This window comes from Streptomyces sp. NPDC047841, assembly GCF_040704085.1.
Taxonomy (GTDB): domain Bacteria; phylum Actinomycetota; class Actinomycetes; order Streptomycetales; family Streptomycetaceae; genus Streptomyces; species Streptomyces argyrophylli.
This window is the reverse complement of record NZ_JBEYRP010000021.1, coordinates 98,406-111,831: the sequence shown is the minus strand read 5'-3', so window position 1 is coordinate 111,831 and position 13,426 is coordinate 98,406. Positions and strand designations below refer to the sequence as shown.

Genomic DNA, 13,426 nt, shown 5'->3' with positions numbered 1-13,426 from the left:
ATGACGACTATCACGTACGCGTGGTCCGCCCTGGGCGGCGATCCCGCCCGTCTCGCACGGCTCACCACCGTCGCGCGGGAAGGCGCGCTCCCGGCGCGCCTTCCCGTACGGCAGCTCGCCCGGGCGTGCGTCGGCGCGTGCGCGCTGGCCGCGGCGGAACTGGCGGCCCACCGGGCCGGGCGCGCCGAGGTGCCCGGCGTCCGGGTCGACGACGGCGCGGTCGCCACCGCCTTCCACAGCGAACGGGTCCTCCAGGTGGACGGCCGTGCGCCGACGGTCTTCGCACCGCTGTCGCGGTTCTGGCGCACGGCCGACGGCTGGGTGCGCACCCACGCCAACTACCCGCACCACCGGTCCCGGCTGCTCGGCGCGCTGGGCCTGCCGGCGGACGCCTCGGCGGAGGAGGTCGCCGGACGGCTCGCCGAGCGGCCCGCCCGGGAGACCGAGGAGGCCGTCGTCGGCGCCGGCGGCCTCGCCGTCGCCCTGCGCACGCCGCGGGAGTGGCGGGCGCACCCGCAGGCCGCCGAGGTGGCCGCACGGCCCCTGGTCGAGCGCGCCCGGCTGGACTCGGCACCCGCGCGCGTGCTGCCGCCGCTGGACCCGGCCGCCGCCGTCCTGCTGCCCGCCGCCGGGCTGCGCGTCCTGGACCTGACCCGGGTGCTGGCGGGCCCGGTCGCCACCCGCACCCTGGCCCTGCTCGGCGCGGACGTGCTGCGCGTGGACGCCCCCTGGCTGCCGGAACTGCCGGACCAGCACGCCGACACGGGCTTCGGCAAGCGGTCCGCCACGCTCGACCTGACCGCCGGCCGGGACACCTTCGAGGAGCTGCTGCGCACCGCCGACGTCGTGGTGACCGGGTACCGGCCGGGCGCGCTCGACCGGTTCGGGCTCGCACCGCGCGCGCTGGCCGAGCGGCACCCCGGCCTGGTCGTCGCCCAGGTGTCGGCGTGGGGCGCGTACGGGCCGTGGGGCGGCCGGCGGGGCTTCGACAGCCTGGTGCAGGTCGCGACCGGCATCGCGGTCACCGAGGGCTCGCCGGACCGGCCCGGCGCGCTGCCCGCGCAGGCGCTCGACCACGGAACCGGCTATCTGCTGGCGGCGGCCGTGCTGCGGGCGCTGACCGAGCAGTCGTACGACGGCGGGAGCCGGCTGGTCCGGCTGGCGCTGGCCCGGACCGCCCACTGGCTCACCGAGCGCACCCCGTCCACGGCCGCCGAGGGCATCCCGTCCGCGGTGGCCGAGGGGGCGCCGTACGCGGGCCCCGACGCCTGGCTGGCCGAGACGGACGGTCCCCTGGGCCGGCTCCGGCACGCCCACCCGGCCGTGTCCTTCACCGGGGGCCCCGCCGGCTGGGCGCGGCCTCCCGTGCCGTGGGGGTCGGACCCGGCCGAGTGGCGCTGACGGGCCGGTTCAGCCGTTGGTCACCAGCACCTTGAGCGCGGTGCGTTCGTCCATGGCTTTGTAGCCGGCGGGCACGTCCTCGATGCCGACGGTCATGTCGAACACCGGCGAGGGGTCGATCGTGCCGTCGAGCACGTCCGGCAGCAGGTCGGGGATGTAGGCGCGGACCGGCGCGACACCGCCGCGCAGGGCGAGGTTCCGGTCGAACATCACGCCGAGGTTCAGGCCGGTGCCGCTGCCGTGGGGCACGCCGACGAAGCCGATGGCGCCGCCGTCGCGGGTGATGTTGACGGCCGTCCGCATGGACTGCTCGGTGCCGACCGCCTCCACGACGGCGTGGGCGCCCTGCCCGCGGGTCAGCTCGCGGACGGCCTCGACGGCCGCGTCCCCGCGCTCGGCGACGACGTCGGTGGCGCCGAACCGGCGCGCGATGTCGGTGCGCACCTCGTGCCGGCCGAGCGCGATGATCCGCTCGGCGCCGAGCCTCTTGGCGGCCAGCACGGCGCACAGGCCGACCGCGCCGTCACCGACGACGGCGACCGTGGCGCCGGGCCGGGCACCCGCTCCGAGGGCCGCGTGGTGACCGGTGCCGAGGACGTCGGAGAGGGTCAGCAGGGCCGACAGCAGGTGGTCGTCGGAGGCCGCGTCCTTGGGGAGCCGGACGAGGGTGCCGTCCGCGAACGGCACGCGGACGGCCTCGCCCTGGCCGCCGTCGTAGCCGACGGAACCCCAGAAGCCGCCGTGCTCGCAGGACGTCGTCAGGCCCTCGCGGCAGTAGTCGCAGACGCCGTCGGACCACATGAAGGGCGCGACCACCAGGTCACCGCGCCGGAGGGTGCCCACCTCGGAGCCGGTCTCCTCCACGACGCCGAGGAACTCGTGCCCGATGCGCTGCCCCGGCTGCCGGGCCGCCTCGCCCCGGTAGGCCCACAGGTCGCTGCCGCAGATACAGGCCCGCAGCACCCGCACCACGGCGTCGGTGGGCAACTGCACCACGGGCTCGGGCACGTCCTCCACGCGCAGCTCGAACGGGGCGTGGATGGTGGTGGCGCGCATGGCGGGGATCCTTCTCGTGGGGGTCGTACCAGGGCGTGCGGAGTCGCACAGGGTCGTGCGGAGTCGCACAGCGTCGTGCGGGCGGCGGGCCCGGGGTGCCGGGCCCGTTTCACCGTACGCCGGGGCCGCCGCCGTCCGCGCGGCCGGGGGTGACCCGCCCGGTCACGCCCCCACCGCCCCCAGCAGGCTTCCCGCCACGTACGTCACCGCCATCGCCAGGGCGCCGCCCGCCACGTTCCGCAGGACCGCGCGTCGCGGGTCCGCCGCGCCGAGGCGGGCACTGCTCCAGCCGGTGAGGGTCAGGGCGGCCAGGACGGAGACGACGGTGACGGCGAGCCGCCAGCCGGCCGGGGGCAGGACGATGGCCAGCAGGGGCAGCAGCGCGCCGACGGTGAACGACAGGAAGCTCGCCCGGGCCGCGTGCCAGGGGTTGGTCAGCTCGTCCGGGTCGATGCCCAGCTCCACGCGCGCGTGGGCCCGCAGCGCGTCCCGCGCGGTGAGCTGCTCGGCGGCCTCGCGGGCCACCTCGCGGGACAGGCCGCGCTGCTCCAGCAGCTCGGTCAGCTCCCGCAGTTCGGCCTCCGGCTGCTCGCGCAGCTCCCGTTTCTCCACGGCCAGCGCCGCCATCTCGGAGTCGCGCTGGGTGGAGACGGAGACGTACTCGCCGGCCGCCATGGACATCGAGCCGGCGAGCAGACCGGCCAGCCCGGCGGTGAGCAGGGCGCTGCGGCTCCCCGTCGCGCCCGCCACCCCGACGACCAGTCCGGCGGTGGACACGATGCCGTCGTTCGCGCCGAGCACCGCGGCCCGGAGCCAGTTCAGCCGGACACCGAGCGTGCCGCCGTGGGGCTCGTCATGGATGGGTTCCGTCACAGCAGGGAGGATCGCATCCCGGGGTCGCGCCCGCCGCACCGACGCCCCGCGCGCGGGCAGCGGCCGCTCGCGCCGGCCACGCGTGCCCGCCGGTGCCGCCCGGAAATTCGCTGGCGCCCGAACTGCCGTACGCCTACTGTTCCTGACCGCGGGGGCGGCTCCGCCGGCGTGCTTCCTTCTCTTCCCACCCTTGGAATCCACAGCGCGCCCACTCTCCGCCCCCGACCCATCTTCTTTTCCGCACCGGGGGATTCCGCTTGTCCGAACTGGCGTCCGTGCTGCTCCGCCGTCTCCGTACCGTCTACGTCGACCAGGCCGGACCACGCCCGGGCGACCCGTCGACGGCGGAGGGGCTCACCGCCCTGGAAGGCGAGCTGCTCGACCGGGGCTTCGCGCCGACGGCACAGCTGCGCGCGGCCCTCGCCTGGCTCGGTCCCGCCGGGCTCGCGGACGCCGGCCGGCGGCTGATCCGGCACCTCGACGCCGAACTGGGCGCGGACCGCACCCACATGCCGCTGTTCCGCTCCTTCCCCGCCTCCGTGCCGGACGACACGTTCGGGCTGTACGTCGACCGGGTCTTCGCCCTGCTGCTCCAGTGGCCCGCCCAGCCGTGCGTGCTGTGCGGCACGGTGGGCGCCGTGCACCCGGTGGCGCCGTGCGCCCATCTGGTGTGCCGCGCGTGCTGGGACGGCGCCGACTACACCGGCTGCCCGCTGTGCCGCCGCCGGATCGACACCGCCGACCCGTTCCTGGTGCCGGGCGAGCCGCGCCGCCCCCGAAAGGTGCCGACCGGCCCGCTGAAGCTGCTCGCCCTCGGCAGGGACGTCCGCGCGGACACGGTCCACGCGCTGCGCACGTTGCTGGCCCGGCGCACTCCCCTGCCCGCGCTGGACCGCGCCGATGTGACGGTGCTGCTGGCGCACGCGCCGGCGGACCTCGGCTGGTTCCCGGCGGAGATCCCGGTCCGGGAGACGAAGGCGCTCGTCCTCGGCACTCTGCTGCGCGACCGGCACACGCGCGTGGCGGCCACCGGCCTGCTCGGCACGCACCTGACGACCGCGACCGACGTGCTGCGGCTGCTGTGCGTGTGGTCCGGCGGCACGGCGGACCTCACGGCGCCGCCCCGGCTGCGCTCGCTGCCCCGTGCGCTGCGCCGCCGGCTGCTCGGCCTGCTCGACTCCTTCGCCGTGCCCTCGCTGGTGGAGGACGTCCTGCGGCACCCGGCCGCGTGGAAGCGGGCCGCCGAGACCCTGCACCCCTTCGAGCACCACGCCCGGCATCCCGGGGCCGCCCTCGCCTTCGCCGTGCTGCGCGGCACGTCCGTCGTGCCCGGCAGCGCCCTGGGCGAGGCGCTGCTGCGGACGGCCGCCGCCCACCCGGAGGCCGTCCGGGTCGCGGACGGCCGGATCCGGGCGGCCACCTGGCGCGCGCGGACGGAACAGGCACTGGCCGGGCGGGACACCGGCGCCGCGCTCGCCCTCCTGGGACAGCGGCCGGGCGAACTGCTGCGCCGGCTGGACCACCTGCTGCGGCTGCGCGAGCTCGACGTACTGCCCGAGGAGTTCGACGAGGTGCTGCGGCGGGCACTGCCCGGGGCCGGTCCCGGCCCGCTGCTGGCCGCGCTCGGCCGGCTGCGCGTCCGTCATCTGCCCGGTGACCGGCGGGTGTTCTTCCCGCGCGGTCAGGTCACGCACGCGTACACGGCCGACGACACGCGCCCGCCGTTCGCCGAGGCGGTGACCGCGCGCGTGTGCGCGCTGCTGGAGACGGAGGCGCTGCGCCGCCTGGCCGCCGGGTCCCGGTTCGACCTGGCGGTGCTGGACTCGGCTCTCGCGGGGCTCGCGGTGCCGTCCGCCGAGCGTGCCGCCGCCAAGGCCCTCGTGTCGGTGCCGCGCGGCAGCACCCAGCCACTGCCCGCCGGCGAGGTGCTGCGGCTGTTCCTGCACTGGACGGAACCGGAGACGACCCGGGTGGACCTGGACCTGTCGGTGGCGCTGTACGACGAGGACTGGGAGTTCGCCGGCCTGTGCGACTACACGAACCTCGTGTACGGCGACCGGTGGGCCGTCCACTCCGGCGACCTGACGTCGGCTCCGGCTCCGGACGGCGCCACCGAGTACGTCGACCTGGACCTCGGCGCGCTCGGCGGGCGGGGCGTGCGGTACGCGGTGCCGGTCGTCTTCAGCTACAACGACATCCCGTTCGAGGAACTGCTCGACGCCTTCGCCGGTTTCATGGCGCTGCCGTCGGCGGCGGAGGAGGCGCGCGGCGCCGGGTACCACCCGCGCGCGGTACGGCAGCGCTACGACCTGGAGGGCGACTCGCGCATCCATGTGCCGATGCTGGTCGACCTGCGCCGGCGCACGTTCCTGTGGACGGACCTGCACCTGCCGTCGGCCGAGGGCTACCACGACGTGACCCGGCACCGGGAGGACCTGGGCCGGATCGCCCGGGACCTGTTCCGGTACTTCGCGCACGGCCGTACGACGCTGTGGGACCTCGCGGTGTGGCACGCGGCGGCGCGGGGCGACGAGGTGCTGGTCGTCCGGCGCGCGCCCGTCGCGGGCACCGTCGACGAGCTGTGGCACTACCGGCGCCGGGACGGGGAGGCGGACACCGCGTTCGCCGCGCGGATACGGGCCCTTGAGGCGCCGGAGCGGCGGGAGCCGGCGGGCAGCGCCGCGGACGCCGACGCACGTGCGGGTGAAGCGGCGGCGAAGAAGCGCGTGTTGCTGGCCCTGGTGCACGGCGGGGTGGCACCGCGGGGCGCGACCGGGGAGGTGTACCGGCTGCTGCCCGGCCCGGCCGACGGCTGCGGGCTCGCGCCGCTGACCGCGGGGGACCTGGTGGCGGCGCTGGGGTGAGCGCCGGGGCGGCGGCGAACTCGCCGACGCCCGGGCACGGGTGTGCGGTGGCCGAGCGGGAGGGCGAGCCCGCGGCGTGCGAACGGGACCTGAGGGGCCGTGCTGTCAGTCGTGGCCCGTATCCTCAGTGACCATGCTCGAAGACCGTGCGACCGCAGTGTCCTCCGCCACCCAGTGGCCGGCCGCGTATCCGCTGGGATACGCGGTCGTTGACGTGGAGACCACCGGCCTGGCCCGGGACGACCGGATCATCTCTGCGGCCGTCTACCGGCTGGACGCGCGCGGTGAGGTCGAGGACCACTGGTACACGCTGGTCAACCCGGAGCGGGACCCGGGCCCGGTGTGGATACACGGTCTGACGAGCGAGACGCTGGCCGGCGCGCCGCTGTTCGCGGACGTCGCCGAGGAGTTCGCCGCCCGGCTGGAGGGCCGGGTGCTCGTCGCGCACAACGCCGTCTTCGACTGGCAGATGATCGCGCGGGAGTACGCGCGCGTGCGGCGCGAGGCGCCGGTGCGGCAGCGGCTGTGCACCATCGCCCTGTCGAAGGAGCTGGGGCTGCCGCTGCCCAACCACAAGCTGGAGTCCCTGGCGGCGCACTTCGGGGTGGTGCAGCAGCGGGCGCACCACGCGCTGGACGACGCGCGCGTGCTGGCCGAGGCGTTCCGGCCCAGCCTGCGGGCCGCGGCGGCGGGCGGCGTACGGCTGCCGCTGCTGGAGTGCCGGCCGCTGACGGAGTGGTCCGACCGGCCCGTGCCCCGGCAGGCGTCGGGCGGCTACGGCGGCTACCGGACCGGCGGTTGGCGCCCCTCCCGCAAAAGGCCCGCGTGCCCCTATCCCAACCCAGGTCGCTATGAAGACGGCAAACGCCTCAAACAGGGCATGCGGGTGGCCTTCTCCGGTGACACGTCGACCGAGCGGGAGCTGCTGGAGGACCGGGCCGTGGAGGCCGGGCTGCACGTCGCCACCAGCATCTCCCGGCTGACCAGCCTGCTGGTGACCAACGACCCCGACTCGGGCACGTCGAAGACGGTGAAGGCCCGGCAGTACGGCACGCCGATCGTGGACGAGGCCGCGTTCGGGCAGCTGCTGGGGGACGTGGAGCCCGCCGACGGGTGAACGCACCGCGTATCGGGCCGTCGTACGATCGGGTGATTGCCGGACGACTCACCCGGCGCCCGCTCGCCGGGGAATCGGCGACGGCCCACCCTGTGGCGCATGGCGACATGCGAAGTGTGCGGCAACGACTACGGAATGACCTTCGAGGTGCACGCGCAGGGCGCGGTGCACGTCTTCGACTGCTTCTCCTGTGCGATCCACCGCATGGCACCGGTCTGCGAGCACTGCCGGGTGCAGATCATCGGCCAGGGCGTGGAGGTGGAGGGCCACTGGTACTGCGGCGCGCACTGCGCCCGCCAGGAGGGGAGGACCGGGATCGTCGACCGGGTCTGACCCGGTACCCGCCTGAATGCGCCCCACGGCTCGGAGGTACCGTCGTGGGGTGCACCGCTACCGCTTCCTGTTGTCCCGCCAGTGGGTGATCCTCACCCTCGTCGCGATCGCGCTGATCCCGACGATGATAAGGCTGGGCTTCTGGCAGCAGCACCGTTACGAGGAGCGCACCGCCCGCAACAACCTGGTCTCCGCCGCGCTGCACGCCGAGCCGGTCCCGGTCGAGCGGCTGACCTCCCCCGGCCACGCCGTGACCCGCGCCGACAAGTACCGCACGGTCACCGCGACCGGCACCTTCGAGACGGCGAAGGAGGTCGTGGTCCGGCGCCGTACGAACGCCGACGGCGAGGTCGGCTTCCACGTCCTCACCCCGTTCGTCCTCGACGACGGCAAGGTGCTGCTCGTCAACCGCGGCTGGATCCCGGCGAACGGCGCGCAGACCGCCTTCCCGAAGATCCCCGCCCCGCCGGCCGGCCGGACCACCGTCACCGGGCGGCTGATGGCCGACGAGACGACCTCGGCGAGCGGCATCAAGAACGTCGAGGGCCTTCCCGACCGGCAGATCATGCTGATCAACAGCGCGGAGGAGGCCCGGCGGCTCGGCGCGCGGGTGCTCGGCGGCTACATCCAGCAGACGGCGCCCGAGCCCAAGGGCGGCTCCCCGGAGCAGATCTCCGACCCGGGCAGCGAGGACGCGCCGCTGAACTACGCGTACATGATCCAGTGGTGGCTGTTCGCGGCGGCCGTGCCGGTCGGCTGGTGGTTCCTGGTCCGGCGCGAGATCCGCGATCAGGAGGAGGCCGCGGCACAGCGGCAGCCGAAGGAGACCGAACCGGCCACGGTGTAAGCGGGCCGCCTCCCGGCGATCGGCCACGGGCACGGGCACGAACGGGCAGCGCCCGCCGGCCCAACGGGCACGGTGCAACGAGCCACGCTCCCGGCCGACCGCCCGATGTGACCGAGCCGCGCCTGCCGCCAGTCCGCCACCGTGCGAGCGGCCACGCCTCCGGGCGAGCTGCCTCGGTGCAAGCGAGCCGCAGCTCACGGCCGGCCGGCCACGTGTGAACGGGCCGCCTCCCGGCGATCGGCCACGGGCACGGGCAGCCGCCCCCGGCAGCCCGCCCTGGTGTAAGCGGGCCGCAACGAGCGGGCCGTGCACGGGGTGTCGGTCAGGTCGGTGGAAGGGGGCCGTGGGTCCCCGGCCCGCCCCCGGGGTCCGTGTCGCGCGCGGCCCACCGGGTGTGTGCGGAAAGGTCACTCCCCGGCGTTCCACCTGATTGGCCCCGTGGCCGCCCGGGAAACCGCATCCCGTGAACGCGCGCATCGAGGATTACGCCCTCATCGGCGACGAGCAGACCGCGGCCCTGGTCGGCAAGGACGGCTCGGTCGACTGGCTGTGCCTGCCGCGCTTCGACTCCGGTTCCTGCTTCGCCCGGCTGCTGGGCGACGAGGACCACGGCTACTGGCGGATCGCGCCGAAGGGGGCGGACGTCTGCACCCGCCGCGCCTACCGGACCGACACGCTGGTGCTCGACACCGAGTGGGCGACCGCCGACGGCGTGGTGCGCGTCACCGACCTGATGCCGCAGCGCGACCGCGCCCCCGACGTCGTACGGATCGTGGAGGGCGTCAGGGGCCGCGTCACCGTCCGCAGCACGCTGCGCCTGCGCTTCGACTACGGCTCGGTCATGCCGTGGGTGCGCCGCTCGGACGGCCACCGGGTGGCCGTCGCCGGGCCGGACTCCGTCTGGCTGCGCACCGAGCCGTCCGTGCACACCTGGGGCGAGGACTACGGCACCCACGCGGAGTTCACCGTCGCGGAGGGCGAGCGGGTCGCGTTCGTGCTCACCTGGCACCCCTCGCACGAGCAACGCCCGCCGCTCATCGACCCGTACGAGGCACTGGAGAGCAGCGTCACCGACTGGCGGCGCTGGGCCCGCCAGTGCCGGTACGACGGACCGTACCGGGACGCGGTGGTCCGGTCCCTCATCACCCTCAAGGCCCTCACCTACGCCCCGACCGGCGGGATCGTCGCCGCGGCCACCACCTCGCTGCCCGAACAGCCGGGCGGCGTGCGCAACTGGGACTACCGGTACTGCTGGCTGCGCGACTCCACCCTCACGCTCGGCGCGCTGCTCGCGGCCGGTTTCCAGCAGGAGGCCGAGGCCTGGCGCGACTGGCTGCTGCGCGCGGTCGCCGGCGACCCGGCCGAGCTCCAGATCATGTACGGCGTCGCGGGCGAGCGGCGGCTGCCGGAGACCGAGCTGCCCTGGCTGCCCGGCTTCGCCGGCTCCTCCCCCGTGCGCGTCGGCAACGGCGCCGTCGACCAGCTCCAGCTGGACGTGTACGGCGAGGTGATGGACTCGCTGTCGCTGGCCCGCTCCTCGGGCCTGCCCACGAAGCCGCACATGTGGGCCATGCAGCGCTCGCTGATGACGTTCCTGGAGTCGGCGTGGCGGCAGCCGGACGAGGGCCTGTGGGAGGTGCGCGGCGGCCGGCGCCAGTTCGTGCACTCCAAGGTGATGGTGTGGGTGGCCGCCGACCGGGCGGTGAAGACCCTGGAGCGGCACCCGAAGTTGCAGGGCGACCTGGAGGGCTGGCGCCGGCTGCGCGACGAGGTGCACCGGGAGGTCTGCGAGAAGGGCTTCGACCGGGAGCGCAACACGTTCACCCAGTACTACGGCTCCCGGGAGCTCGACGCCTCCCTGCTGCTCATCCCGCGCGTCGGGTTCCTGCCGCCGGACGACCCGCGGGTGGCCGGCACGGTCGACGCGATCCGCGACGACCTCGGCCACGACGGCTTCCTGCGCCGCTACGACACCGGGGACTCGGTGATCGACGGCCTGCCGGGCGGCGAGGGCGCCTTCCTCGCCTGCTCGTTCTGGCTGGCCGACGCGCTGCACCTGACCGGCCGGACGAAGGACGCGCGGGAGCTGTTCGACCGGCTGGTGGGCCTGTGCAACGACGTGGGCCTGCTGGCCGAGGAGTACGACCCCGTGGACGGCTGCCAGCTGGGCAACTTCCCGCAGGCGTTCAGCCACGTCGGTCTGGTGAACACCGCGCTGATCCTCTACGGGGACGACCGGGCAGGATAGGGACCATGGATCTTGGACTGAAGGACCGGGTGTACGTCGTCACCGGAGCGACGCGCGGGCTGGGCAACGCCACCGCGCGGGAACTCGTCGCCGACGGGGCGAAGGTGGTCGTCACCGGCCGGGACGAGCAGCGGGTCGCCGAGGCGGCCGCCGGACTGGGCCCGAACGCGGTGGGCGTGGCCGTGGACAACGCCGACCCGCAGGCTCCCGGGCGGCTGATCGCCGCCGCCCGGGAGAACTTCGGCGGCTTCCACGGCGTGCTGGTGAGCGTGGGCGGGCCGCCGCCGGGGTTCGTCGCCGACAACACCGACGAGCAGTGGCGCACCGCGTTCGAGTCGGTGTTCCTCGGCGCGGTACGGCTCGCCCGCGCGGCGGCGGCCGAGCTGGAGGAGGGCGGTGTCATCGGGTTCGTGCTGTCGGGCTCGGTGTACGAGCCGATCCCGGGGCTGACCGTGTCCAACGGGCTGCGGCCCGGACTCGCCGGGTTCGCCAAGTCGATCGCCGACGAGCTGGGGCCGCGCGGGATCCGGGTGGTGGGCCTGCTGCCGGGACGCATCGCCACCGATCGCATGCGGGAGCTGGACGGGCTGTCCGCGGACCCGGAGGCCACCCGCGCCGCGAACGAGTCCCGCATCCCGTTGCGCAGGTACGGGACGCCCGAGGAGTTCGGACGGACGGCGGCGTTCCTGCTGTCCCCGGCGGCCTCCTACGTGACGGGGGTCATGGTGCCGGTGGACGGCGGGACACGGCACGGGTTCTAGGGTCTTTCGTCCGGGTCGGGCCGGATCAGCGAGCCCGGCATGATCCGGACGAGAGGCCCGGGGAACCGCGGCCGTCACGTCACCCTCTCCGCGCGGTGTCCGACCTCGCCCAGCCGGACCTCCGCCGGAAGTGACGCCAGGCCCGCCGACTCGCGCGCGTGGGCCAGCGTTCCGGTGGTGAACGTGGTCAGGGCCCCGGCCGGGGCCGCGTCCGCTTCCAGCCGGAGCCAGGCCCGCACCAGCGGAGCCGTCCGGCGGCCCCCCAGGAGGACGCGCGCCCTGGCCACGCCCGGCTGGGCCGCCGCTTCGGCCGTCATGGCGCTCTGCAGCGCCGTGCCCCGCAGGTGCGCCTCCCCGCCGTCGCCGGTGTCGACCAGCAGCTCGGTCAGCCGGCGGCGGCGCAGCGCCGCCGTGAGCCACGCCAGGGCGAGCAGGATCAGGACGGTCAGGGCGGCGATGACCGCCGGCCACCACCAGGGGGCGCCCCGGTAGTGGGTGCGTTCGGCCCGGCTGAGCAGGACGTCGTGCGGACCGGTGTGCGGCCACCAGGAGGGAAGCCGCACGCCCAGGCCGACGGCGAGGACCACGCCGCCGAGCGCGAGCAGCAGCAGCCCGGCGAGGGCCAGCAGGACGCGGTGGAGACCGCCGCGCACCGCGCTCACCCCTTCCGTCCGGGCCGGGCCACGCGCACGGCCGCTCTGGGCGGGCGGGCCAGGGCGAGGTCCCGGATCGCCTCGGCGAGCACGGTGTCCAGGTCGGCGCGTACGTCGTCCAGGTCCCGGAAGTGCGAGACCACCCGGACGTCGGCCTTCCGGCGGCCCATCCACACGCGTGCATCGCGCACGCCGGACACCTCCATGACCCGGTCGCGCAGGAACAGTGCCACCGCGCCGCGCCGGATGGCGGCCCGGACGCCGGGGTGCGGGCGCCGCATCGGCAGCAGGTCGCGCAGGCCGGGGGTGACCGCGAGGACGATCAGCCACAGGCCGAGCGCGGCGGCGACGCCCGCGCCGACCCGTACCCAGGTGTCGTCCAGGGGCCGTTCGGCGAGCTGCCGGGCGAGGACGCGGCGCCAGTGCATCGCGGGGCGGTGGGCGCGTACGGCGGCGATGTCGTACAGCAGGAGTCCGGCACCGGCTGCCAGCAGGGCGGCGACGACGGCGGCGGGGACGCGGCGCGGCGACCAGAAGCGTCCGCTGCCCTTCCCGGCGGGCGGTGCGGCATCGGGCGGCCCGGCGACGGCCGGGGCGCTCCCCGTCCCGCCCACCGGTCCGTCCGCCGAGGCGTCGTGCTCCCCGGCCGGTCCCTGACCCGTCATGCTCATCGGCCGGCCCCCTGACCCGTCGTGCTCATCGGCCCGCCCCCCGTTCCCGTCGTCGGATGCAGTCGTTCCACCTCCACGGCGACCTCCGGCACCTTCAGGTCCGTCAGCGCGCCGACACGCGAGGTGACGTGACTGCGTACGGCGGCGCACCGGGCGGGGATGTCACCGGGGTAGCCGAGTTCCACCCGGACGCGGACCCGGGCCGTCTGCTGGGCCACGACGACCGTGGCGTGCGGCGCGGCGGCGGCACCGGGCAGCGGTGCGAGGGCCTCGCGTGCGGCCTGCGCGGCGATCTTGGCCACGACCCGGTCGGCGATCCGGGTGGCGCCGCGCTCGGCCGGCGGCACGAGGGGCGGCGGGGGGTGCGGTGTGCCCGTGCCGGGGGCGGTGCCGGCGCTCACCGGGGTCACCGCCGCCGGTCCCGCCGCTCGTCGCGGGTGCGGAAGACGTCACCGAGTTCCAGGTCGCCGTCGGCGAACCGGCCGGCGAGGAAGCCGACGGCGCCCAGCGCCGCGACCAGGAGGAAGGCGCCGAAGCCGCCGAAGTAGCCGGCGAACCCCAGCGCCATTCCGGCGATCATGCCGACCACGGCCATGCTCATG

The 13,426-nt window shown here is 75.6% G+C and carries 13 protein-coding genes; 7 read left to right on the top strand and 6 right to left on the bottom strand.

Annotated elements, in window-relative coordinates:
• Complete coding sequence (locus AB0947_RS31380; protein ID WP_366753743.1) at positions 1-1,401, top strand: CoA transferase; 1,401 nt, start codon at positions 1-3, stop codon at positions 1,399-1,401.
• Positions 1,402-1,410: 9 nt separating this feature from the next.
• On the opposite strand, the gene AB0947_RS31375 is transcribed toward AB0947_RS31380, so the two are convergent.
• Together AB0947_RS31375 and AB0947_RS31370 are read right to left on the bottom strand one after the other, a co-directional pair.
• Positions 1,411-2,457, bottom strand: a complete 1,047-nt coding sequence (locus tag AB0947_RS31375) for a zinc-dependent alcohol dehydrogenase family protein (RefSeq protein ID WP_366753742.1) — start codon at positions 2,455-2,457, stop codon at positions 1,411-1,413.
• Positions 2,458-2,619: 162 nt separating this feature from the next.
• Entirely contained in the window at positions 2,620-3,330 is a 711-nt protein-coding gene (locus AB0947_RS31370) for a VIT family protein (RefSeq protein WP_366753741.1), read from the bottom strand.
• Between the two features lie 257 nt (positions 3,331-3,587).
• Here AB0947_RS31370 and AB0947_RS31365 point away from each other — a divergent pair, with 257 nt between their 5' ends.
• The 6 genes from AB0947_RS31365 to AB0947_RS31340 all read left to right on the top strand — a co-directional run bounded on the left by AB0947_RS31365 (position 3,588) and on the right by AB0947_RS31340 (position 11,500).
• Positions 3,588-6,194: an MXAN_6230/SCO0854 family RING domain-containing protein gene (locus AB0947_RS31365; protein ID WP_366753740.1), complete on the top strand. Its 2,607-nt coding sequence runs from the start codon at positions 3,588-3,590 to the stop codon at positions 6,192-6,194.
• Between the two features lie 133 nt (positions 6,195-6,327).
• On the top strand, positions 6,328-7,311 hold the full coding sequence (locus tag AB0947_RS31360; RefSeq protein WP_366753739.1) for a DEDDh family exonuclease: 984 nt from the start codon (positions 6,328-6,330) through the stop codon (positions 7,309-7,311).
• 99 nt (positions 7,312-7,410) lie between these two features.
• Positions 7,411-7,644 carry a hypothetical protein gene (locus AB0947_RS31355; protein WP_189985138.1) on the top strand — a complete coding sequence of 78 codons (234 nt, stop codon included), beginning with the start codon at positions 7,411-7,413 and terminating at the stop codon, positions 7,642-7,644.
• 16 nt (positions 7,645-7,660) lie between these two features.
• Positions 7,661-8,491 carry an SURF1 family protein gene (locus tag AB0947_RS31350; RefSeq protein ID WP_366753738.1) on the top strand — a complete coding sequence of 277 codons (831 nt, stop codon included), beginning with the start codon at positions 7,661-7,663 and terminating at the stop codon, positions 8,489-8,491.
• A 463-nt stretch (positions 8,492-8,954) separates the two neighbouring features.
• Positions 8,955-10,739: a glycoside hydrolase family 15 protein gene (locus AB0947_RS31345; protein WP_366753737.1), complete on the top strand. Its 1,785-nt coding sequence runs from the start codon at positions 8,955-8,957 to the stop codon at positions 10,737-10,739.
• 5 nt (positions 10,740-10,744) lie between these two features.
• The gene (locus AB0947_RS31340) at positions 10,745-11,500 is read left to right on the top strand and encodes an SDR family oxidoreductase (protein WP_366753736.1); all 756 of its coding nucleotides are present in this window, start codon (positions 10,745-10,747) and stop codon (positions 11,498-11,500) included.
• 74 nt (positions 11,501-11,574) lie between these two features.
• On the opposite strand, the gene amaP is transcribed toward AB0947_RS31340, so the two are convergent.
• Genes amaP through AB0947_RS31320 form a run of 4 tightly spaced genes read right to left on the bottom strand, consistent with a single transcriptional unit; the run spans position 11,575 to position 13,425 of the window.
• Positions 11,575-12,162: an alkaline shock response membrane anchor protein AmaP gene (amaP, locus tag AB0947_RS31335; RefSeq protein ID WP_366753735.1), complete on the bottom strand. Its 588-nt coding sequence runs from the start codon at positions 12,160-12,162 to the stop codon at positions 11,575-11,577.
• A complete protein-coding gene (locus tag AB0947_RS31330; RefSeq protein ID WP_366753734.1) occupies positions 12,159-12,824 on the bottom strand; it encodes a DUF6286 domain-containing protein in 666 nt (221 codons plus the stop codon). The genes amaP and AB0947_RS31330 overlap by 4 nt, the downstream gene beginning before the upstream one ends.
• Positions 12,821-13,225, bottom strand: coding sequence for a hypothetical protein (locus tag AB0947_RS31325; RefSeq protein ID WP_366753733.1), 405 nt, complete (start codon positions 13,223-13,225; stop codon positions 12,821-12,823). Before AB0947_RS31325 ends, AB0947_RS31330 begins: the two co-directional genes overlap by 4 nt.
• Before the next feature lie 5 nt (positions 13,226-13,230).
• Positions 13,231-13,425 carry a hypothetical protein gene (locus AB0947_RS31320; RefSeq protein WP_366753732.1) on the bottom strand — a complete coding sequence of 65 codons (195 nt, stop codon included), beginning with the start codon at positions 13,423-13,425 and terminating at the stop codon, positions 13,231-13,233.
• Position 13,426: the final 1 nt, after the last annotated feature.